The sequence below is a fragment of the Mariniphaga anaerophila genome, assembly GCF_900129025.1.
Taxonomy (GTDB): Bacteria; Bacteroidota; Bacteroidia; order Bacteroidales; family Prolixibacteraceae; genus Mariniphaga; species Mariniphaga anaerophila.
The window spans coordinates 191,675-215,641 of the sequence record NZ_FQUM01000002.1 but is presented as its reverse complement, the minus strand read 5'-3'; the positions used below and the strand labels follow the sequence as shown (position 1 = coordinate 215,641).

Annotated in this window: 17 protein-coding genes; 16 read left to right on the top strand and 1 reads right to left on the bottom strand. The window is 45.4% G+C overall.

All coding sequences use genetic code 11. From position 1 onward, the window contains the following. Positions 1-5: 5 nt before the first annotated feature. The 13 genes from BUB08_RS04080 (at position 6) to gnd (ending at position 18,807) form a co-directional block, all read left to right on the top strand. Positions 6-2,690, top strand: coding sequence for a S8 family serine peptidase (locus BUB08_RS04080; protein ID WP_072999190.1), 2,685 nt, complete (start codon positions 6-8; stop codon positions 2,688-2,690). Beyond that, positions 2,687-3,607 carry a PorV/PorQ family protein gene (locus tag BUB08_RS04075; RefSeq protein ID WP_072999188.1) on the top strand — a complete coding sequence of 307 codons (921 nt, stop codon included), beginning with the start codon at positions 2,687-2,689 and terminating at the stop codon, positions 3,605-3,607. The genes BUB08_RS04080 and BUB08_RS04075 overlap by 4 nt, the downstream gene beginning before the upstream one ends. Positions 3,608-3,662: 55 nt before the next feature. Next, positions 3,663-6,554, top strand: a complete 2,892-nt coding sequence (locus tag BUB08_RS04070; RefSeq protein ID WP_072999187.1) for a M16 family metallopeptidase — start codon at positions 3,663-3,665, stop codon at positions 6,552-6,554. Positions 6,555-6,887: 333 nt separating this feature from the next. Continuing rightward, positions 6,888-7,700, top strand: coding sequence for a 2-oxo acid dehydrogenase subunit E2 (locus BUB08_RS04060; protein ID WP_072999184.1), 813 nt, complete (start codon positions 6,888-6,890; stop codon positions 7,698-7,700). A gap of 139 nt (positions 7,701-7,839) precedes the next feature. Then, a complete protein-coding gene (locus BUB08_RS04055; RefSeq protein WP_072999182.1) occupies positions 7,840-8,913 on the top strand; it encodes a substrate-binding domain-containing protein in 1,074 nt (357 codons plus the stop codon). Beyond that, on the top strand, positions 8,910-9,764 hold the full coding sequence (locus BUB08_RS04050) for an SDR family oxidoreductase (RefSeq protein WP_072999180.1): 855 nt from the start codon (positions 8,910-8,912) through the stop codon (positions 9,762-9,764). Before BUB08_RS04055 ends, BUB08_RS04050 begins: the two co-directional genes overlap by 4 nt. Before the next feature lie 38 nt (positions 9,765-9,802). Beyond that, a complete protein-coding gene (locus BUB08_RS04045; protein WP_072999178.1) occupies positions 9,803-11,203 on the top strand; it encodes a Gfo/Idh/MocA family protein in 1,401 nt (466 codons plus the stop codon). Between the two features lie 96 nt (positions 11,204-11,299). Beyond that, positions 11,300-12,523 carry a mannonate dehydratase gene (uxuA, locus tag BUB08_RS04040; protein ID WP_217651553.1) on the top strand — a complete coding sequence of 408 codons (1,224 nt, stop codon included), beginning with the start codon at positions 11,300-11,302 and terminating at the stop codon, positions 12,521-12,523. A 20-nt stretch (positions 12,524-12,543) separates the two neighbouring features. Next, positions 12,544-13,623, top strand: coding sequence for a sugar kinase (locus BUB08_RS04035; RefSeq protein ID WP_072999177.1), 1,080 nt, complete (start codon positions 12,544-12,546; stop codon positions 13,621-13,623). Positions 13,624-13,764: 141 nt separating this feature from the next. Further along, positions 13,765-15,054 carry a nickel-dependent putative hexonate epimerase gene (locus BUB08_RS04030; protein ID WP_072999175.1) on the top strand — a complete coding sequence of 430 codons (1,290 nt, stop codon included), beginning with the start codon at positions 13,765-13,767 and terminating at the stop codon, positions 15,052-15,054. 29 nt (positions 15,055-15,083) lie between these two features. After that, positions 15,084-16,079 (top strand): Gfo/Idh/MocA family protein, encoded by a 996-nt coding sequence (locus BUB08_RS04025; protein ID WP_072999845.1) that lies wholly within the window; start codon positions 15,084-15,086, stop codon positions 16,077-16,079. Between the two features lie 52 nt (positions 16,080-16,131). Next, entirely contained in the window at positions 16,132-17,262 is a 1,131-nt protein-coding gene (gene pdxB, locus BUB08_RS04020) for a 4-phosphoerythronate dehydrogenase PdxB (RefSeq protein WP_072999174.1), read from the top strand. Between the two features lie 93 nt (positions 17,263-17,355). Further along, positions 17,356-18,807 carry a decarboxylating NADP(+)-dependent phosphogluconate dehydrogenase gene (gene gnd, locus BUB08_RS04015; protein WP_072999172.1) on the top strand — a complete coding sequence of 484 codons (1,452 nt, stop codon included), beginning with the start codon at positions 17,356-17,358 and terminating at the stop codon, positions 18,805-18,807. A gap of 85 nt (positions 18,808-18,892) precedes the next feature. On the opposite strand, the gene BUB08_RS04010 is transcribed toward gnd, so the two are convergent. Continuing rightward, on the bottom strand, positions 18,893-19,318 hold the full coding sequence (locus tag BUB08_RS04010; RefSeq protein WP_072999171.1) for a DoxX family protein: 426 nt from the start codon (positions 19,316-19,318) through the stop codon (positions 18,893-18,895). A 534-nt stretch (positions 19,319-19,852) separates the two neighbouring features. On the opposite strand from BUB08_RS04010, the gene BUB08_RS04005 reads away from it, so the two are divergent. The 3 genes from BUB08_RS04005 to BUB08_RS03995 all read left to right on the top strand — a co-directional run bounded on the left by BUB08_RS04005 (position 19,853) and on the right by BUB08_RS03995 (position 23,819). After that, positions 19,853-21,655 carry an SLC13 family permease gene (locus tag BUB08_RS04005; RefSeq protein WP_072999169.1) on the top strand — a complete coding sequence of 601 codons (1,803 nt, stop codon included), beginning with the start codon at positions 19,853-19,855 and terminating at the stop codon, positions 21,653-21,655. Positions 21,656-21,854: 199 nt separating this feature from the next. Continuing rightward, entirely contained in the window at positions 21,855-22,379 is a 525-nt protein-coding gene (locus BUB08_RS04000; protein ID WP_072999168.1) for a hypothetical protein, read from the top strand. A gap of 129 nt (positions 22,380-22,508) precedes the next feature. Next, positions 22,509-23,819, top strand: coding sequence for a nucleotide sugar dehydrogenase (locus BUB08_RS03995; protein ID WP_072999166.1), 1,311 nt, complete (start codon positions 22,509-22,511; stop codon positions 23,817-23,819). The last annotated feature ends 148 nt before the right edge of the window (positions 23,820-23,967 follow it).

Here is a 23,967-nt window from a genome sequence, read left to right as displayed (position 1 = left end):
ACCGCATGAAATATTATTATTTACCGCTTTTAGCGATTTTGCTTTTCTCCTGCACAAACGACGTGTTGTTGCAAAGTGAAGAAGTAGAGCCGGCATTGGCCGATCTGCCCGAACAACAGCAACAAAGCAAAATGTACACACAGGGTCATGTCCGCATTCTTTTAACGGAAGGGCTTTCCGACAAAGTAGAAACTGCGGTTCGCAGCGGAAAAAGGCAACTGGATGCACTACCTTCCAAGGAGGTCGTCACAAAAACAAAAATACGCTCAATGAAACGCACCTTCCCCGAAGCAGGCCGATTTGAAGCGCGAACCAGAAAAGCAGGGCTGCATCTGTGGTACGATGTAGAGTTCGATACAGAGGTGCCACTCGGCGAAGCCCGGCAGAATTTATCGGGCATTCAAGGGGTAAAAAAAGTAGAATACCGTCCGGTCGCCACCTGGTTTCGGGACGATAATACAACAGAAATCGCTAATGAAATTACAAACAATATAACCAAATCAGCTACAGCCGCAGTTCCTTTCAACGACCCACGACTGCCTGAACAATGGCACTACCAAAACGAGGACGGCTATTCCAGCATCAATCTTTTTGGAGCCTGGGAATATACAACAGGCTCACCCGATGTTGTAGTGGCTGTGATTGACGGCGGAATTGACTACGAGCACGAAGATTTAGCTGCCAACATGTGGATTAATGAAGCCGAAAAAAACGGAACTTCGGGACTCGACGATGACAGAAATGGTTTTAAAGATGATATCCATGGATATAATTTTGTTTCCGACGTCGGAAAACTGGTTCCGCACAATCACGGCACTCACGTAGCCGGAACCGTTGCTGCAGTTAATAACAACGGAAAGGGTGTTGCCGGTGTTGCCGGAGGAAACGGACAAAGCAATTCGGGAGTCAGGCTCATGTCGTGCCAGATTTTTGTGGCCGAGGATGACCCTTATGTAGGAAATACCGGAAGCAAAGGAGCACAGGCTATTAAATACGCAGCCGACAATGGTGCGGTTATTTGTCAAAACAGTTGGGGTTACGAAACACTCACTGTAATCCCAGGTTCCGACAAAGCTGCAATTGACTATTTTATTGAATATGCAGGGATTGACGAAAATGGACGGCAAACAGGCGCCATGCGAGGCGGTATTGTAATTTTTGCTGCAGGAAATGAAAACAGAGCAGAAGCACCGCCTGCCAATTACGAAAAGGTAGTAGCAGTTTCAGCACTCGCGAGAGATTTTCGCAAAGCAAGCTATTCAAATTATGGTGAATGGGTTGACCTGGCTGCACCGGGCAACAGCATACTCAGCACTGTGGTAGGCGGCTACGGATACAACCAAGGAACCTCCATGGCATGTCCTCACGTTTCGGGAGTTGCAGCGTTGGTGCTTTCCCAGTTTAAACGCAGTGGATATAATGCAGACATGTTGCGGGCGCGGTTAGAAAACAGCGCTGTTAATATCGATGACTACAATTCAAGTTACAGAGGAAAACTGGGAAAACTTGTAGATGCAGTGGCAGCACTTGCCAGCGGCAGTACCACCCCTCCTTCTGGCGTAGGAAAAGTGACCGGCGATGTATATTCCAACACAGTCACTCTTCGCTGGACTGTTCCTTCTGATCCTGACGACGGAAAGGCTTCAGGCTTCAACGTGTATTATAGAAAAGCACCGATAACAGGAATCAATGTAAACAACCCGCCGGAAGACGTAATGATTAGCAGCTTTTCCACGGGCAACCTGAATGCCGGCGATACATACGAAGCAGAAATAGAAGATCTGGAGTTTAGCACTCAATATTACTTGGCAGTAAATGCTTTCGATTTTTCGGGCAACTTTTCTCCGCTGTCGGCACAGGTAACTCAAACCACCCAGGCAAACAACACCCCTCTGATTATTGCGGAAGACGGTGTTGACGTTACAATGCAACAACACCAAACAGTTGCTTTACGTTTTTCGGGGAGCGACCCCGACGGCCACGAATTAAACTGGAGCCTGGAACCGGCAAACGATGGAGTAGAACTTGTTGATTTGGGCAGCGGAAAAGCTCAGGTTACCATCACCGGAACAAAAGTAGAAGCAGGAGCATACACTATGGTTCTTACGCTGGCAGATAAATATGGTGCAGCAACCACAGAAACAATCAGCTACAAAATTTTCCCGAATCACGATCCCGAAATTGTGAGTGAAATTGAAAATTTACACCTCGGGGCAATCGGACAGCAAAAATCATTTGCAATTGCCGACTATTTCACCGATCAGGACAACGAGATACTGCGATACTCGTTTACCAACACCGCACCTGGTGTAGTTAATGTAAACGAAAACAATGGAACTTTATATGTGGTATCAATGGCTTACGGCCTGTCACAGGTAACAATAACCGCAACTGATGCCATGGGAAAATCAGCCGTTCAGGAGTTTAGTGTTCTGGTACGCGACGACAACCAGATTGTAGACGTCTATCCCAACCCGGCAAAAGATTTCATTTGGCTGCGCACAGGTGAAGCCCAGCGCGCACAGGTAACAATCAACAGTAATTCCGGCGCCAAAGTATTCGAGGCCGAAATGGATATTTCTCCGTTTGAACCGGCCAAAATTGATGTGTCTGCTTTTAGTGGCGGCGTTTATAATGTGCACATAAAATATGACGAAAAAGAAATAAAAAAACAGATAATCAAGTTATGAGGAAAAGATTTTTTATCAGCATTCTGTTTTTAACAACTTTTGCTACCCTGTCATTCGGACAGGCAGTTCCGTTTTTAAACTACATGTCAGACACCCGGACAGCGGCAATGGGAAATGCAGGATATGTTTTACAGTCGGCTTTTGCAGCTCAGCGCAATACTGCTGCAATATTTCAAGACACGCTGCACCCGGTTGCCATATCGGCTTCGTACCTGTTGTGGCAGCCGGAGGACGCAAACAATAAACTTATAAATATTGGCGGCTACACCACATTCAATAAATTAGCCATTGCAGCCGGCGTACATTTCAATAATATGCCGGAAGTAGAAAAAACCAGCGACAACGGAAATGTAACCGGCTCCTTTACTCCTTCTGAATACGCGCTGGAGCTTGGTTTCGGATATAAAATTAATACTGAAATAGTGGCTGGAGTTGCCGTACGCTACCTCGGCTCCGATTTGGGGGGCACAAGCAAAGCATCGGCAGTAGCTACTGATTTGTCAGTCTTATACAACAAAAGGAGCGTAAGTGTAGGAGTAGGACTTTCTAACCTGGGAACAAAACCAGATTATGGCAACTCAACATACAACTTGCCAACACGCGCTAAAACAGGTTTTGGCTACCATTACACAGTTTCAGACAAGCACTCGTTCACTGGAGTTTTAGACGCAGCTTACCAATTATCATCTAACAATACCGGAATTGCAGGTGGTATTGGTGCTGAATACGAATACAACAATTTGCTTTCTCTGCGAACAGGCTATCATTTCGAAGATGAAAAAATCGGCGCTTCCTACGCAACTGCCGGTTGTGGTATACATTTCTCCGGAATTGCAGTCGATTTTGCATACGTTATTGCCCCGACAGACAACGTAATGAGTAAAACAATGCTCTTTTCGCTGAAATGGGGAAAATAGATCTTAACATGTAATTATTTTTATTGAGTATCCACTAATTTTTAAAAAATTAGAAATGAAAAAAACAACTGTTCTCTTTTTATTTTCTCTGTTTTGCCTGTTCTCAAACAGCCTTTTTTCACAAGAGTTTAAAACCTATAAGTTGGATAACGGGTTAACGGTTTATTTATGGCCGGACTCCAACCAACCGGATGTAACAGGCGTTGTGGCAGTGCGTGCCGGGTCAATAGACGAACCCGCAGAATATACCGGGCTGGCTCACTACCTGGAACATGTGTTGTTTAAAGGAACTCATAAAATCGGCGCATTAGACTGGGAAAAAGAAAAACCACATTACGACCAGATAATTAAACTTTACGACGAATATGCTGAAGCTACCGATCCGGCTGTTCGCGTTGAGTTGGAAACAAAAATAAACGAAGAATCGCTGCTGGCAGCTCAATATGCCAATACCAGCGAATTTTCAAACCTGGTGGAAGGAATGGGAGGCGAAGGCCTGAATGCCGGAACTTCTTACGACATGACTTTTTACTACAACAACTTCCCAACTTTTCAATTGGAGAAATGGCTCGATTTGTACTCTGAACGCATGATCAACCCCATTTTCCGCTCTTTCCAGGCTGAGTTGGAAAATGTTTTCGAAGAGTATAACATGTACCAGGACAATAACAACACGCACATCAGCCAGTTTTTATTTTCCAATTTATACAAGGGCCATCCTTACGAACGCGATATCATTGGCACATCCGACGACCTGAAAAATCCGCGGTTAAGTAAACTCATCGAATTCTACAACACCTGGTATGTTCCATCAAACATGGCATTGATACTGGTAGGTAATTTTGATGCAGAAAGTGCAAAGCCACTGATTGAAGAGAAATTTGGCCGGCTGGAAACAAAAGAGATACCCGAACGTCCCTCCTATCCCGAAACAGATTTTTCGGGAAATCCGACCCATAAAGCAAAACTGGGCTATTCGCCTTCTGTAATTTGGGGATATAAAGGAGTACCGGTGGGACATCAGGATGAACTCCTCCTCGACTTCTGCGCAAGCCTGTTATCCAACTCCATGAATACCGGATTGCTCGATAAAGTGACACTCGATGGCGATGTTCAGTACGCTGGTGCATCTGTCGATTCGCGGCGCGACCAGGGGCGTTTCCTTATTCAGGCGGTACCATATTATGATGCCAACCAGAGAAGATACGATTCGGACAAAGCCACCGAAAAAATAGTAATGGAACAGGTAAATAAGCTGAAAGCCGGCGATATTGAAGACTGGTTGATTGAATCGGTTAAAAATGCAGAACTGAGAAATTACGAATTGACTATGGAGAACCCGACCAGCAAAGTTGCAATGTTGAGGATGATGTTTATCTACAACCTGCCGTTGGATTACTTCACCAAAATGCCCGAAAAAATTAAAGCCATTACAAAAGCAGATATCCAGCAAATTGCAAAAAAATATATCGACGCAGGGCACCTTACTGTTTCCATTGAAGTAGGAACTCCGAAGAAAAACAAGCTGAAAAAACCGGATATTAAACCTATTGAACAGCCCAAGGGAAAAACATCTGCTTATGCAGAATACCTGAAAGCAATTCCTGTAAAACCGGTACCTGAAATTTATAATGACTTCGCGGACGTAAAAACCGTGAATTTGTACGACAAGGTAAAACTCCATTGTTCGGAAAACCCCATGAACGACTATTTCTCCGTTACGTTGAAATATGGCGTGGGAACGAAAAAAATGCCCAAGCTCAAATACGCTACCAGTTTGATGAACTCTGCCGGAATTATGCCCGACATGGATGCTCAATCCGTGCGCCGCGAATTCAGTAAACTAAATGCCACGTGCACATACCGGGTTACCGACGATTATTTCTACATCAACCTGTTGGGACTGGAGTCTAATTTAGAGGAAATTTGTCAATTGATGACCCGTCAGACATTAATGCCAAAACTTGATGAAAAACAGTTAAACCGGGTGGCCGGGAACGAAATATCCAGCCGTCTGATGTTTGAAGCAAAAAGTGCTGACATACTTGGTAACGCTTTGCTGGAATATGCATTGTACGAAAAAGAATCGGATTACATTGATCGTTTAACGCTGGAAGAGGTGTTCTATCTGACGATAAGTGAACTCACCGGCGAAATAATCAGGGCAACAGACTACACGCTGGATATCCACTATGTAGGGAAACGGCCGGCAGCAGAAATTACAGAAGTACTAAAGGCAAACCTGCCACTAAAAGAGGGAGTAAAAGACAGTGAATCGCCTGTTATTCAAGACCGGGTAAAGTATGATAAACAGACAATCTATTTCCTTCCTAATTCTGATGTGCAGCAGGCAAAAATTTATTTCTATGTAGAAGGTTTCGATTACAACATTGCCGACGAAGTAGAGATAGACGCATTTAACCAATACTTCAGCGGAGGATTCAACGGATTGGTAATGAATGAAATTCGCGAAAACAACTCAATGGCTTATACTGCAGTTGGGTATGTTTCAACGCCGCCGGTTCAAAATAAAAACACCTACTTCCTCGGATACGTAGGCACGCAACCCGACAAGGTTGCCGATGCTGTTGACCTTTACATGGAATTGCTAAAAAAAATGCCACTACATCCGGAACGCATTGACAACATCAAAACTTACCTGAAACAGAGCGCCTTGACAACTAAGCCAACTTTCAGGTTAAAAAGTCAGCGTTTTGCCGATTGGGAAAAACTCGGGTACACCGATGATCCGGCCAAAGTGAATATGGAAAAAATAAACAACCTCACTTTTGAGCAGATCCAAAACTTTTACGAACAAAAAATTAAAGACAAACCGATAACCATTATCATTACCGGCGACCGTAAATTAATAGATACCAAACAGATTGAGCAAAATCACGGTAAAATAAGGCGAGTAAACGCAAAACAACTGTTCAGCGCAGAATAATGATTCGGATAGGTCTGGGAAATAAATTCATAAAAAAGATACAACCGACAATTCTCTATTACACAAAAAAGCGATTGTATTAAACAGACGATAAAAAGAACACAGAATAAGCAAAGAGGCTGTCCGTAATGGTTCAGCCTCTTTTTGCAAAAATACGACACAAAGTTCCCCGCTGGCGTAAAATCCTTTTTGTACAAACACACGCGCTAACATTTCCGGGGCCTCCCTATTATCCGCACCTTCTGCCAACCAAAATGGCATGTTTCGTCAAAAAAAATTACTTTTGCTCACAATTCTTTAAGAACAAAAACTCAAAAAATAATACCCAAAATAATGGACAATTCATCCATAGAATTCAATACAGACTGGCGTAAGGTCGCCTCATCAATTTACCGCAAACCACGCGATTCCAAAATTTATGGTTCAGTAGAAGTAGATGTTACAGAGCTGGAAAACTTTGTTGCAAAAAAACGAAAAGCGGGCATAAAAACCACCCTCACTCACCTGATGACACTTATTGTGGGCAGGGCTTTTAGCGAAGAAGTTCCCGAACTAAACGCATACATACGGCGCGGAAAAGTGGTAGGCAGAAAAAGCGTAGATGCCATGGTGAGCGTACTCCTGAAGGGAGGAGAAATGGGCTCGGTAAGAATCCCGGATGCCGACCGGCTTACTGTTGCTGAATTAACGGAAAGCATCACAAAAAAAATAAACGAGTCGAGATCGGGAAAAGAAAACAGTGCAATGCAATCCAAGCACATGTTGTCATCAGTGCCGTGGCCTTTTCGTTCCTGGTTATTCAATATATACAAAGTGGTAACCATCGACTGGGGAATTTCATTCCCATGGGTTAATCTCTCGTCCGACAGCTTTGGCTCTTATGTTATTTCCAACATAGGCACGCTGGGGCTCGACAGCGGGTTTGGCGCACTACTCCCCTCCTCCAACGTATCCATCGTACTTATTATGGGAAAAGTTTATAAAAAACCGGTGGTGGTCAACGACGAAATTGTAATTCGTAAAATTTTAAACCTGTCCGCAACAATCGACCACAGAGTGGTCGACGGCTCACATGGAGGAAAACTATTCAGGTACATCCGCAAACTGGCAAGGCAACCCGAATTGCTCGACATTAAGCCCGAATAAAAATAAACATACGCCCCCAAACACAACACTGAGCGTTTTGCATAAAATTTCCGTGTACGAACACGAAAATTTAATTTTTTTCTTTAGCTTTGTATTTATTTAGTATTGAATTTATTATAAACCTATTTAAAATCAGGCTATTATAGAAAACAATAAACAAATACGGATTAAGGATATAGCAGAAAAAGCAAAAGTATCCATCGGGACGGTTGACCGCGTGTTGCACAACCGGGGTGAAGTAGCTGAAACAACCAAAAAGAAGATTTTACAAATCGTAAAAGATTTAAACTATCACCCAAATATTTTAGCCAGTACACTGGCCTCTAAAAAATCGGCACTGTTTGCAACCCTGCTTCCCGAACCCCCTTCGCCCGACGGCTACTGGACAAGGCCGGTAATCGGCGTAAAAAGGAGGGTTTCTGAACTTCGTCAGTACGGAATCCAGGTTCAGCCATTTACCTTTAGCCAGACCGATCCAAAGTGTTTTGTCGAAAATTCCCGGAAAATTATCGAGCTGAAACCCGACGGAGTGGTGTTTGCCCCTTTCTTTAAAAAGGAATCGGTTGAATTCATCAACAACCTGAAGGAGCTGGATATCCCGTTTGTTTTCATCGATTCAGAAATTAAAGATGAAGGGCAACTGGGATACATTGGGCAAAACTCCTATCAAAGCGGCCTGGTTTCAGGCAAGTTGCTCGATCTTATTCTTCCCGAAGGAAATATACTTGTTATTCATTTTGCCAAAGAAATGGATAACCAGAACCACCTGGTGCAGCGCGAAAAAGGATTTTACGATTGGTACCACAAAAACAAACGCGAAATTCACCAGCTTTTTACCACCGAAGTGCCCGATACATCAGACGAAAAATGGATGGACAGGGTAGCAAAAATCATTCGTGATAAAAACATAAAAGGAATTTTCGCCACCAACTCAAAGGTTTTTAATGTAGGCCGGCTTATCGAAAAGCACAATTTATTCGGATTGAAAGTAATTGGGCACGACCTGTTAAAAGAAAATGTTGCCTACCTGAAAAAGGACATCGTTCAGTTTTTAATTTGCCAGCGCCCCGAAGAACAGGGTTACAGCGCCATCGATAAAATATTCAGGTACGTGGTTCAGAAAAGAAATACTGCCGCAAAGCAGTACACATCCATTGATATTGTAACAAAAGAAAACGTTGATTATTATAAAGAATTTAAAAAAGAAATATGATGAAGCCAATGTCATTTGACGATTTAAAAGGTAAAGTCTGTGTTATTACAGGCGGTGCCGGAGTTTTGGGCAGCGCTATGGTACGCTCTATGGCGTCGGTGGGAATGAAGATTGCCATTGCCGATATTAACAAAGAAGTGGCCGATAAAGTAGCCGCTGAAATTTCCGGCGAAACCGGTGCTCAGGTAGTAGGAATTGCTGCCAACGTACTCGACAAAGCATCGTTGGAGCAGGCAAAAAAAGAAATTAACCAGAAGCTTGGTGACATCGAAATTCTGGTGAACGGTGCAGGCGGAAACAGCCCGCAGGCTACCACAAAAGTTGAGCAAATGCAGGAAAGTGACCTCGACAACCTGGCCGACACATTTTACGGATTGCAGATGGAAGGTTTCGACAAGGTTTTTGCACTCAACTTTAAAGGAACCGTGCTCCCCACAATGGTTTTCACACAGGATATGTTAAAGAACAAAAAAGGGGTTGTACTGAATATTTCTTCCATGAATTCGTACAAACCGTTAACTAAAATTCCGGCATATTCTGCAGCCAAATCTTCCGTCAACAATTTTACGGAATGGCTTTCTGTTCACCTGGCAAAAGTCGGTATCAGGGTAAATGCAATTGCCCCCGGATTTTTCATCACCCACCAGAATCGCTTCCTGGTAATGGACGAAAAAACCGGAAATTTCTCACCCCGCGGCCAGAAAATTGTGGACAATACGCCCATGGGAAAATTTGGCGAGCCCGAAGATCTGCAGGGTGCTACACTTTTCCTTCTGTCTGATATTTCAAACTTTATTACAGGAATTGTAATTCCGGTTGACGGAGGCTACAGCGCTTACGGCGGCGTGTGATCCAAAAACTGCAACTTAAAACTAAAAACTAAAATACGATGAAACGAAGAGACTTTCTTACAACGACTGCCGGTGTAGCTGCCGGAGCATCTTTACTTTCCAGTCCGGTAGGCGCTGCTGTTGCCGGCCAAAAGAAAAAAAGGCTGGCAATGGTGGGAACCGGAGTCAGAGGAATAGGATTCTGGGGAAAACGGGTGGTAGACAACTACAGCGACATTGTTGAATTTGTAGCCCTTTGCGACATCAATCCAGGAAGACTGGAGCTGGCAAAATCGTACATGGATGTGAAGTGCCCGGTTTACACCGACTTCGACAAAATGATGGATGAAGCCAAACCCGACATGGTGATTGTAACAACGGTAGATGCCACACATCACGAGTACATTATCAGGGCGATGGAGCTGGGAGCAGACGTTCTCACCGAAAAGCCAATGACCACCGACGAAGTAAAATGCCAGGCCATTCTGGACGCGGAAAAACGCACCGGCAAAAAATGTACGGTCGGGTTTAATTACCGCTACGCCACGCTTCCCACTGCCATTAAAGAGCAGTTGGTTAAAAAGCCGTTTGGAGAAATCACTTCGGTTGATTTCCACTGGTATCTGAACGTGTATCACGGTGCTTCTTATTTCCGGCGCTGGCACGGCGAACGCGACAAAGGCGGCACTCTTTGGGTGCACAAAGCCACGCATCACTTCGATTTGCTGAACTGGCTTATCGATTCTGACCCTGTGGAAGTTGTTGCCTACGGTGCTCTGGAACACTACGGAAAAAACAACAAATTCAGGGGCGCCAACTGCCGCAACTGTGCTTACACCGACAAATGCGACTATTTCTGGGATATTACCAAGGACAAGCATTCGATGGATTTGTATGTGAAAAACGAAAAATACGACGGGTATATTCGCGACAATTGCCTGTGGAGAGAAGAGGTTGACATTTACGATAAAATGTCGGCACAAATCAGATATGCCAACAACGTAATTGTAAACTATTCGCTTACAACATACTCGCCATACGAAGGCTGGCGCATTGCTTTTAACGGAAAAGAAGGGCGCATCGAATCGTGGGAAGACATACCATGGCGCAGGCAGGAAAAAATCAACCAGGCGCAACTCCACGCTGCTGAAATGAACCAGAGTGGTGGCGATGCAACCCGGTACGATGAAATTTTTATGATGAAAAATTTCGACCGCGACTATGATATTCTAAAAGTGGAAGCAGCGCGCGGAGGACACGGAGGAGGCGACTCGCGGTTACAGGATAAAATATTCCGCGACCCGAACATGGCTGATCCGTACAAACACTCGGCCGGCACCCGCGACGGAGCCATGTCGTGCCTCATCGGTATCGCAGCAAGAAAGTCCATTGAAGAAAAACGTCCGGTAAAAATTGAAGAACTAACAGATATTGTTCCTCACCCTACAAGAGGAGTTTAAAAGAAACGAAAGGGGAATGGTTTCAAATTCCCCTTCTTTTCAGACCGCAACCGTGAACGCAAACGAAATTGTGATTATTAACTCAAAATAGAAAAAATGTCACTGGAACAAACATGGAGATGGTATGGTCCCACCGACCCGGTTACCCTGCAAGACATCAGGCAGGCCGGCGCAACGGGCATTGTTACTGCGTTACACGAAATTCCCAACGGAAAAGTATGGGATTTAAAAACTATTGAAGAACGAAAACGATTCATCGAGTGGGATGACAATCAACCGGTGCCAAAGCCCCGCGGCCTTACCTGGTCGGTAGTTGAAAGCATTCCCGTTCACGAAGACATCAAACAAGGCAAGCCTTCACGCGACGAATACATCGAAAATTATATTGAAAGTGTACGTAACATGGGAAAAGCCGGAATTCCGGTATTGTGTTACAACTTCATGCCGGTGGTCGACTGGACCCGTACCAACCTGAACCTTAAGCTGGAAGACGGGGCACGTGCACTGGCCTTTGATATGATTGATTTTATCGCATTCGACGTGTTCATCCTGCGCCGGAAAGGTGCGGAACTGACTTACGACGCCCAGCTGCTGAAAAAAGCAGAGCACAGGTTCGAAGCCATGAGCAGCGAACAACGGTACGAAATTGAACACACCATTCTTGCAGGTCTGCCGGGTTCTGAAGAGTCGTGGACACTGAAACAGTTTCAGCAAAAACTGGACGAATACAAATACATAGACGACAAACAGTACCGCACCAACCTGGAGTACTTCCTAAAAAAAGTAGCTCCGGTGGCCGAAGAGAGCGGCGTAAAACTGGCCATTCATCCCGACGATCCGCCGTTTTCGCTTTTTGGGTTGCCGCGGGTTGTCAGTACTGAAAAAGATATCGAGTTCATTTTGAATATTTACGACAGCATTTACAACGGTTTTACACTTTGTACAGGTTCTTTGGGCGTAAGGCCCGACAACGACCTGGAAGGGATTGTCATCAGGCACGGTGCAAAACTGAATTTTGCCCACCTTCGCAGCACCCAGCGCGACGAATACAACGGTTTTCATGAAGCCGGCCACTTGCGCGGAGATGTGGACATGTACAAAGTAATGCTGGCTATTTTAAAAGAGCAGAAAAAAAGGCAAAGTGTCTACCGCCCCGACCACAAAATCCCGATGCGCGCCGACCACGGGCACACCATTCTCGACGACCTGAAGAAAAAAACCAATCCCGGCTACTCCGCCATCGGACTCCTTCGCGGAATGGCTGAGCTTCGCGGGCTGGAGTTGGGAATTGAAAGAAGCGGCGCAGTATACAGCAACTAATAACTTTAAAATTAATTGATATGAATTTAGAATTGAAAAAAGACGCGAAATACGCCATGCTGGTTCCAACAAGTATGGGGATTCGGATTATCCCGGATAACGGCCAGCCGGTTCATGCAAGCGACAAGTTTACCATGTATGCAACAAGTGCAGAAACAAACGTTGCAAGCATTGCATCTTACCTCGGATTACCCGTAAAAGTGCTTACCACATTTGTAAAAGGCAGCCCAATTGCGCAATTCATTAAAAGCAACCTGAAGAGCCGCCACATGGATTACGAAGGGCCCGAAGTAGAACAGGGCGATCCGTGGGGATACCGTCATCAGATAAATATTGCCGACAGCGGATACGGACTGCGCGGCCCCAGGGTTTTTAACGACAGGGCCGGTGAAGTTGGCCGCACCCTCAACGCAAAAGATTTTGATCTGGAAAAAATATTCGGAGAAGAAGGCGTTCAAATTGTGCACCTCTCCGGGCTAATTGGCGCGCTTTCTCCTGAAACCAGCCAGTTCTGCCTCGAAATTGCACGCGCTGCAAAAAAACACGGCACAAAAATTTCGTTCGACTTAAACCACAGGGCATCCTTCTGGAAAGGCCGCGAAAAAGAACTTCGGGAAAACTTTACCGAAATTGCTTCGGTTGCCGATATCCTCATCGGAAACGAAGAAGATTTCCAGCTTTGCTTTGGCATTGAAGGCCCTGCAGCAGGCGGAGAAGGCATTAAAGCAAAAATTGAAGGCTTTAAAGGATTAATTACGAAGGTAAAAGAAACCTTCCCAAACGCCTCGGTTTTTGCAAACACCCTTCGCGAAGTCATCAGCGTTAACAGTCACCTCTGGGGAGCCATTGTGCTCGAAGGAGAAAACTGGCACGTGATAGAACCCCGCCCCATTGTTGTGCTCGACCGAATTGGTGGAGGCGACGGATTTGTAGGCGGATTGCTTTACGGAATTCTGAAAGGATGGGATTCGGAAAAATGGCCGCAGTTTGGCTGGGCAACCGGTGCAATGGCCACAACATTCCTTACCGATTATGCACAACCGGCCGACGAAGACATGGTTTGGAGCATCTGGAAAGGAAACGCGCGGGTAAAACGGTAATTTTTCGCGCACAGGTTTGTTATTGAAAAAGAAGAACAAAGCAACTTTGTATTGTTTTTTCTTCTCATTAAAAATATAATGCGAAGGTAGATTCATGGATTTTTCGTTCATGTATTTTACCTTCGCCTAAAAAATACGGTTATGATTTATTACGAAATCGGCTCTAAAGATACCAGCCTCTCGGCCGAAGATCTGAAACAGGGTTTATTTGAAGCTTTGTCGAAGATGGGGGAAAAGAAAAAAGTATTGGCTATTCCTCCCGATTACACACGGCTACCATCGCATGCGGGCGAATTAACTGAGTTTGCCTGGCAATATTTCGGAGAAAAGCTTACCGACGTTTTACCGGCTCTGGGAACCCACACCCCAATGACTGACCAACAAATCAGCCACATGTTTGGTAAAACGCCCCGCCATCTGTTTCGCGATCATGACTGGAGAAACGACGTGGTTACCCTGGGAACGGTTCCCGAAGAATTTGTAAAAGAAGTTTCGGAGGGCGCGGTGGTTTATCCATGGCCGGCACAGGTAAACAAACTGCTTGTTGAGGGAGGATTCGACCTGATTCTTTCCATTGGGCAGGTTGTTCCGCACGAAGTGGTTGGAATGGCCAACTACAACAAAAATATTTTTGTGGGCACCGGTGGTTCGGAAGGAATCAACAAAAGCCATTTTATTGGCGCAGCATACGGAATGGAAAAAATGATGGGGCGCGCCGACACTCCCGTCCGGAAGGTTTTCAACTACGCATCGGAACATTTTTCGGCACACCTCCCCATTGTTTACGTTCAAACAGTTGTTGGGCTGAACAAGGCAACAGGCAAACTGCAAACATACGGACTGTTTGTGGGCGATGATTTCAGCGTATTCGACAAAGCGGCAAAACTCTCGTTGCAGGTAAATTTTGAAATGGTTGACAAGCCGTTGAAAAAAGTAGTGGTTTGGCTCGATCCTACCGAATTTAAAAGCACCTGGCTGGGCAACAAAAGCATTTACCGTACGCGCATGGCACTGGCCGACGAAGGCGAACTTATTGTTCTGGCCCCTGCCCTGGTTGAGTTTGGCGAAGACAAGCAAATCGACGGGCTCATTCGCAAATACGGATATTTTGGCACACCTCACACCTTAAAAATGGTGGCAGAAAACGAAGAGTTGCGTTCCAACCTCGGAGCTGCAGCGCACTTAATCCACGGGTCGTCAGAAGGCAGGTTCAGTATTACATATTGCCCGGGGAAAGGAGAAAAAAACCTCACAAAAGAAGAAATTGAAAGCGTTGGGTTTAATTTTGCTGACATTGATGAAGTCACCAAAAAATACAATCCGGAAACATTAAAAGACGGGTTTAACACCATGCCCGACGGTGAAGAAATTTTCTACATTTCCAATCCGGCAATCGGGCTGTGGGCCTACAAAGACAGATTTGCGTATTAACAACAAACAAACCGGTTAAAGCATTCAGAATGAAAAAATTTGATACCGTCCGCTGGGGAATTATCGGGGTAGGAAATGTTACTGAGATGAAAAGTGGTCCGGCATTCAATAAAGCAGAACACTCGAAGCTTGTGGCGGTAATGCGCCGTAATGCAGAAAAAGCTGCCGATTACGCCAAACGCCACCATGTTCCGAAATGGTACAACAATGCAACCGAACTCATTAACGATCCGGAAGTGGATGCCGTCTACATTGCTACCCCGCCCGATTCGCATGCAAAATATGCCATTGAAGTGATGCGCGCCGGGAAACCGGTTTATGTGGAAAAGCCAATGGCAAAAAACTTTGCCGAATGCCTTAAAATGCTGGAAGTTTCGGAAGAAACAGGAATGCCGATCTGGGTGGCTTATTACAGAAGGTCGTTACCCGCTTTTCTGAAAGTGAAGGAAATGGTAAATAACGGAACCATCGGAAAACCATTAACGGTAAACGTAAAACTTCATAAACCGCCACGCCAGAACGATTTAGTAAAAAAAGAGCAGAGTTGGCACGTATATCCCGAAATAAGCGGCGGCGGATATTTTTTCGATTTGGCCTCGCACCAGTTCGATTACCTCAATTTTGTTTTTGGCCCGGTTACAGAAGTTCACGGCATTGCAGCAAACAGAGCCGGCCTCTACCCTGCCGAAGACACGGTTGTAGGAAGCTGGAAGCACGAATCAGGGGTCACCGGTTCGGGAAGCTGGTGTTTTGTCGCCGACAAATCTTCGGCTGCCGACGCCATTACAATTACCGGCGAAAAAGGCGAAATTATTATCCCGAGTTTTACGCACGAAGCCGTGAAACTGATAAACGAAAACGGAGTTACCGAAATGAAATTTGATAACCCCGGACATATTTCGCAGAACCTGATACAGATGGTTGTAAACGAACTCAGAGGCACCGGTAAGTGCCCGAGCACCGGCAGCTCAGCAGCTATGGCCAGCCGGGTGTTGGACGAGATGGTAAAAAATTATTATACTTAGCCGGAACATTCTTTCCACCGGAAAACGAAGTTCCATAAGTAATACGAAAAACATGAAAATAGTAATTGACGATAAGATACCATACATTCGGGGGGCATTTGAGCCCTTTGCCGAAGTAGTTTATCTGCCCGGAAGCAAAACAACTCCTGACGTTGTAAAAGATGCAGATGCCATTGTTACCAGAACCCGGACAAAATGCAACCGCGGATTACTGGAAGGTTCGAAAGTGAAGTTTATTGCAACGGCAACAATCGGTTTCGATCACATTGATACCGACTATTGCCGCGAGGCCGGCATTGAATGGACAAACGCCCCCGGCTGCAATGCCGAAAGCGTAAACCAGTACATCGCCTCAGCGCTCTTTTCTTATGCACAAAAAAACAAATTCGAACTCAGCGGCAAAACCATTGGGGTTGTAGGCGTGGGGCACGTCGGTTCAAAAGTTGCACGGTTGTGCCAAACCATTGGCATGAAAGTGCTGCTGAACGACCCTCCCCGCGAGCGTGTTGAGGGCCCGGAAAAATTTGCATCGTTAAAAAAAATACAGGAAAAGGCCGACATGATTACCTTTCATGTGCCGCTGAATATGAAAGGCGAAGATGCAACATTTCATCTGGTAAACGACGAGTTTATCGGGAATCTGCAGAAAAAACCTTTGCTTATTAACTCGTGCCGGGGCGAAGTATTCGACACAAAAGCGGTAAAAACCGGCTTAAAAACAGAAGCAGTTTCTGATGTAATTATCGACTGCTGGGAAAACGAGCCCCAAATCGATCCGGAACTGTTAAGCATGGCAGCTTTCGCAACGCCGCACATTGCAGGTTATTCGAAAGACGGAAAAGCCAACGGCACAAAAATGAGTGTTCAGGCCATCAGCCGTTTTTTTAAGCTGGGAATTGACAACTGGGAACCCGAAAACGTGGAACTCCCCGACGAAACCGTGATTGAAATCGACGGCAGCAGGCGAAGCGGGTTTTCCGTCCTGCAAGAGGCGGTTCTTGCAACCTACAGCATCGAAAGCGACAACAATGCATTGAGGAAAGATCCAGCGCAATTTGAAAAACTGAGGGGCGACTACCCCGTCAGAAGAGAGTTTCCTACCTACCTGGTAAAAACGAAAAATGTAGACAACGAAACAGCCGACAAGCTGGAAGAATTGAAATTTAACATATTAACAGAATAGAGGCCGCAAAGGCTACAGGCGCAAATACTTCAGGTCAAACGTCTTTTGCGTCTTTGCGACCCGGCGGTATAAACAAACTTAAAAAATAATAAAATGAAAAAATTAGCTGACATTGGATTAATCGGGTTAGCCGTAATGGGCGAAAACCTGGTGTTAAACATGGAGAGTAAAGGCTACACCGTTGCGGTTTTTAACCGGACAGTGGAAAAGGTGGACAAATTTGTCAACGGACGCGGTGCCGGCAAAAATTTCATCGGGGCGCACTCCATTGAAGAATTTGTGGCTTCTCTGGAAAAACCACGCAAAGTAATGATGCTGGTAAAAGCAGGAAAACCGGTTGACGATTTCATCGAAATGGTTATTCCGCACCTCGAACCCGGCGATATTATTATTGATGGCGGAAACTCTCATTTTCCGGACACCATCCGCCGTACCAAATATGTGGAAAGCAAAGGGCTTTTGTACATCGGAACCGGTGTTTCGGGCGGCGAAGAAGGCGCTTTAAAAGGCCCGTCAATTATGCCTGGAGGTTCTCCGGCTGCCTGGCCACACGTTAAAGAAATTTTTCAGGCTGTTTCTGCTAAAGTTGATGGCGAAGCCTGCTGCGACTGGGTTGGCGAAGGCGGTGCCGGACACTTTGTAAAAATGGTACACAACGGAATTGAATACGGCGACATGCAAATCATTACCGAAGCTTACCAGTTGATGAAAGACCTGCTGGGAATGACAAACCAGGAAATGCACGAAGTGTTTGCAAAATGGAATGAAGAAGAACTCGACAGCTACCTCATCGAAATTACCCGCGACATACTGGGTTACAAAGATGAAAATGGCGAAGAAACTGTCAACTTTATTTTAGATACAGCCGGACAAAAAGGAACCGGAAAATGGACCGGAATTTCTGCTCTCGACCTGGGTATTCCGCTTACACTTATCGGCGAATCGGTATTTGCAAGATGCCTTTCGGCTCAAAAAGACCTGCGTGTACAGGCATCGAAAGTGCTTAACGGCCCGAAACCACAGTTTGACGGCGACCGCGAAAAATTCCTCGATGATTTAAAAATGGCGCTCTACGGTGCAAAAATCATCTCCTACGCTCAGGGCTATAACCTGATGATGGAAGCTGCCAAAGAGTTCGGATGGAACCTGAACTACGGCGGAATTGCGCTGATGTGGCGTGGCGGATGCATCATCCGGTCGGCATTCCTCGGCGATATCAAAAAAGCATTTGAAAACAACCCGGAACTCCCGAACCTGTTGCTCGATCCTTTCTTCAAAGAAAAAATTGAAGGTGCACAGGCAGGTTGGCGCAGGGTTAGTGCTGCAGCACTTTCAAACGGCATTCCGGTTCCGGCAATTACATCGGCACTTTGCTATTTCGACGGATTCCGTACCGAAAGGTTGCCCGCAAATCTGTTGCAGGCACAGCGCGACTACTTTGGTGCGCACACTTACGAACGTACAGACAAACCGCGTGGCGAATTTTTCCACACCAACTGGACCGGCCGCGGAGGCAACACTGCTTCGTCTACTTACACCGTATAGCTTTTTTCATAACAAATAAAAAAAGGGAAAGGCACTTGCTTTTCCCTTTTTACTTCTCCCCTTAACAATCAAAATAAAAACTTAATTATCGTTTAGAAGAACTCCTTGCCAGAACGTGATCCACAGAATATTTGCCGCCTCCGGTTAACGCCAGCACCACAAAAATAGTAAGGTACAGCAAGGCCATCTCTTTGCTGGCAAACGGGTCGCTGCCATGGGCATAAAATGCAGCCACTGCCATGGTTATAGCCAGCGGAATAGCCGACAACCTGGTGCCCAGGCCCAGCAACACTAAAATAGAACACAAAAATTCTGCAAACACGGTAAGTACAAACGACAACGTAACGCCCAGCCCCGGAACCGCCGGAAAAGTAATCGGTTCACCCGAGAGCAAATGCATCAACTTGGGGTAACCGTGTGTTAGCATCATTAATGCGACTCCTGCACGCAAAAGCAACAAAGCAAAATTTACATTGGCAAGAGGAAGGGTGTTTATTAAAAGCTTTTTCATCTATACAATTTTTTTAATATTCTAAATAAAACAGAACCCCTTTAACAACTCTAACCCCCATAAAGTTCTTAAAACATAACGCAGCCAAAGGATTCAGAAAATATCCAACGCAATACTTTCTGGAAATTTCATTAATTTTATTAGAAAATGCACCTTTTTTATAATGAACGCCATTTCGCTATCAGTCAGCCTTTTCTGCACTCACAGAAAAGAAGAACAACGGAGAAAAACTTCGCATTTTATACTCGCAAGCACTATTCATTCAGGCAAATACAGCCATCAACAGACGACAAAAAGCATTCCCCGGCAAACCTTTTTTTTAGGAAAAATTAAAGTACAACCTTGCACTTTTACGCCAATTGATTTATATATTTGCAAATAATTATTGAGTAAAATAAATGCTCAATTATTATTCGTCGTTTTTTTCAAACACAGAACATTTCCAATGTAACTGAGGAAGCGGAGCTGTGCAAAGCAGAAACTTTTTTCAACGGTTTCTTTCTTCAGTTTAAATCAGATTTGTATTTTTAATTCATGACATTTGAAGCCTGGATTGTACTGATTGTTTTTGTATTTCTGGTGGTTGCCTTTTTAACCGAGGCAATGCGCCCGGGACTCATTCTGCTGAGCGCCGCGGTTATTTTTATGGCAACCGGCATCATTACCGACAGGGAATTAATTGCCGGTTTTTCAAACGACGGGCTGGTTACCATTGCCGTGCTGTTTTTGGTGAACGAAGGCATCCGGCAATCGGGGCTGATGGCGTTGCTGGCCAGGCGCTACCTGCCGCACAAACGAAATCCGATGGCATTTATGCTGCCCCGGATAATGATTCCGGTAGCATTTTTTTCGGCGTTTTTAAATAACCTGCCCATTGTTGTCAACTTCGCCCCCATCCTCATCCGGTGGTCGGAAATCATGAAACTCTCGTACAAGAAATTCCTGATTCCGCTTTCGTATGCTGCTATTCTGGGTGGGATGTGTACGCTCATCGGCACCTCGTCGAACCTGGTAGTGCACGGGTTGATGCTCGACAGTGGCAACCAAGGATTTCATTTGTTTGAACTGGGGAAAATTGGCCTTTTTGTGGCATTCTTCGGATTTGTTTACATGGCCGTTTTCGGCAACTGGCTGCTGCCCGGCGAAAAAATAAAATTTGCAGGGAAGCCTTCCGAAGGCAAAGACTACAACTACAACCTCCAACTGGTGGAAAACAGCCAGTTGATTGGCAAACAGGTTGTCAACAATAAAATTGAAGGCCTTACAGGATTATACGTTAATTCAGTGGCGCGCAACAATAAAATACTGACTCCCGGCAAACACGGCATCCGGTTGCAGCCCGACGATGACATTCTGGTAACAGGCAGTTCCGACAGGCTCAACTATATTCTTTTTCATAAAGAAATAAAGCTCAAAGGGATGGAATACCTTGGGCATGTAAAGCCTGAAAACCTGAAACAGTACGAAGTGGTGCTTTCGCCCCGTTTCCCGTGGCTGGGACAAACCGTTACCCAGTTTAGTTTTTTCGAACAGTTTCATGCCGTGGTGCTGGCCATTCATCGTAACGGCGAACGTATTACCGACAACCTCAACAACCTGCGCCTGAAGGTGGGCGATAATGTAGTGCTGCTGGCAACCGAAAATTTCTACCAGACATGGGGCTCATCGCAAATGTTTTACCTGGTAAACTACCTGCGCGACCTGCATCACGACAAAGGCCCCCGCGTAAAATGGATGGCGCTGATTATTCTGCTGGCCATGGTAATTGCCATTGTTGTTAACGAAATTGTTTCTTACGGATTCGGTATGCGGCTCAACATTTTCTTTTATGTGGCTTTTGCCGCGCTGTTGCTTATCTGGCTGAAAATTCTGCCTCAGCAAAATTATACCAAGTCGGTGAGTTGGGATCTGATAATTTCCATTGCGTCGGCATTTGCCATTAGCAAAGCCATTCAAAACTCAGGAGTAGCCAACATGCTGGCCGAAGATACCATTAATGTGGTACGCTCCATTGGGCCGGTGGGAGTATTGGCAATCATCTGGCTGATAACTTCTGTTCTAACCGAAATTATCACCAATAATGCTGCGGTAGCACTGGTTTTTCCGGTGGCAGCCGTTGCCGCACAACTGCTGGGTGTTGATGCCCGGCCATTTTTCGTAGCCATTGCAATTGCCGGGGCTTCCAGCTTTATGACAGCTCGCGGATACCGCGCCAACCTGGTTATTAAAGCCATCGGGAAATACTCAGCGGCAGATTTTTTGCGCATTGGGGCTCCCATGCAAATTATTGCATTCATTTTAAGCGTTTTACTCATCCCCTTGTTCTGGCCATTTTAAGTTCACACGAAAAAAATCATGTAAACAACAGTTACTACAGGTTAACCTCACATTCCGGAAAACATTACTTCCGCTAAACCCGTGGTTATTCCCAAAAGAAAAACAATGGCACAAATTGCAACCGAAAACATTAAAAGAACAGCAACCGAAAAAACGAACTCACTCTTTTTCAATTATACTTTTTTAGCTTATTTAATTTATGCTCGATATTATTATTTCGTCAAAAACCCGCATTAAACTCCTCATCAAGTTTTTTCTGTTCGATGGAAACAAAGATTACCTCCGAAGCATGGAAAGGGAGTTTAATGAGTCCACCAACGCCATTAGGGTGGAACTGAACAGGTTTATTGATGCCGGATTGCTGACTTCTGAATTTGAAGGGAAGAAACGTCTTTACATGGCCAATCAGAAACACCCTCTGTACTCCGACCTGAAGCGGATTGTGCGTAAAACAGTGGGGATTGACCAGATTGTGGAACGAATTATCAACCATGTTGGCGACCTGGAAGAAGCCTACATTACCGGCAACTTTGCCAAAGGGGCCGACGCGGAAACGGTAGAACTTGCATTAATAGGAAACGACCTGGATAAAAAATACATCGACGGACTGGTAAAAAAGGCCGAGCAACTTATTAACCGCAAAATTATGTACCTCACATTCACCAAAAACGAGATGAGCTATTTTTACAAAGACAAGCCCGCGCTGCTTATCTGGACGAAATAAAAAGCGTTGCATCCCATAAAAAAATGCTGTAACTTACTACAACAAAAAACAAACAGTAAACAAATCCTTTATCAAAATATTTTCTCAGAAATAAGGAGAAAAAAAATTTAAAAACAGAACAATATTGTTATGGACTACAAATCACAAATTCTGAATAAAATAGCCGAGAACCAAGAAGTTGTCGGTATAATCGGCCTCGGATACGTAGGCCTTCCTCTGGCAGTTAACTTTGCCGAAGCCGGGGTTAAAACCATCGGGTTCGACAAAAATCCCGCAAAGGTAGACAGCATCAACCACGGAAAAAACTACATCGACGACATTCGCGATGCCGTACTCAGAGAGGTTGTTGAAAAAGTGGCGCTCTGCGCTACCACCGATTTCAGCCGGATGGCCGAATGCGACGCATTGCTCATTTGCGTTCCCACGCCGCTCGACCGCTTTAGAAAACCCGACATGAGTTACATCGAAAGTGCCTGCATCGAAATAGGGCGCCACATGAAAGCGGGAACATTCATCAGCCTGGAAAGCACCACCTACCCCACAACAACAGAGGGTTTCATGCTTCCTATTATCGAAAAAGAGAGCGGGCTGAAACACGGCGATGATTTCTGGCTTGCCTACTCTCCCGAACGGGTTGACCCGGGCAACAAATCGTTTCATACCCGCAACACGCCAAAGGTACTGGGCGCCCTGTCGCCCGAAGGGCTGGAAATAGGAGAAGCGCTTTACAAAAGAGCCATCGACCATATTTACCCGGTAAGCTCGCCACGCGTTGCCGAGATGGTAAAAATTCTGGAAAATACTTACCGGCTGGTCAACATTAGTTTAATTAACGAGTTGGCACTGCTGGCCGGAAAAATGGACATCAATATTTGGGAAGTGATTGATGCCGCCAAAACAAAGCCATTCGGGTTTCAGGCGTTTTATCCGGGGCCGGGAATCGGAGGCCACTGCATTCCGCTCGACCCGTTTTACCTGGAACACATTGCCAAAAAATACGATTTCGACCTCTCCATGATTCACGCGGCGGGGCACATTAATATGCGAATGCCCCACTACATGTACATTAAAATTGCCACTGCCCTTAACCGCCACAAAAAAGCAGTTAACGGAAGCAGCATCTTGTTTCTGGGGGTAGCTTACAAACCAAACATCAACGACGAGCGCGAGTCGCCCGCACTGGAAATTATGGACACCGTGCTCCACAAAGGAGGAGTTGTTTCGTACCACGACCCATTTATCCCCTCGGTTAAAACCAACGAAGGCAACCGGTTTGAATCGGTAGATTTAAACGCCCAAACATTGGAAGCTGCCGACGCCGTGGTTTTAACCACAAACCACTCGGCATTCGATGTGAAATTCATTCAGCAACATGCAAAAATGGTTGTCGACATGCGAAATATGATTAAGGAAAGTGCCGAAAACGTGTATAAACTGTAAAAACCGGTTGAACTGTTGCCGCTGAGTTGATTAGATTTACCGTTCGTTTTTCCGGATTCATTCGACGTTATCAGGTGCTGCGCACGCTGACAAGTCGGAGGAAGCCCCTTCGCTGGTGCGGATTTGTAATCCGTACCTCAGCCGAAAG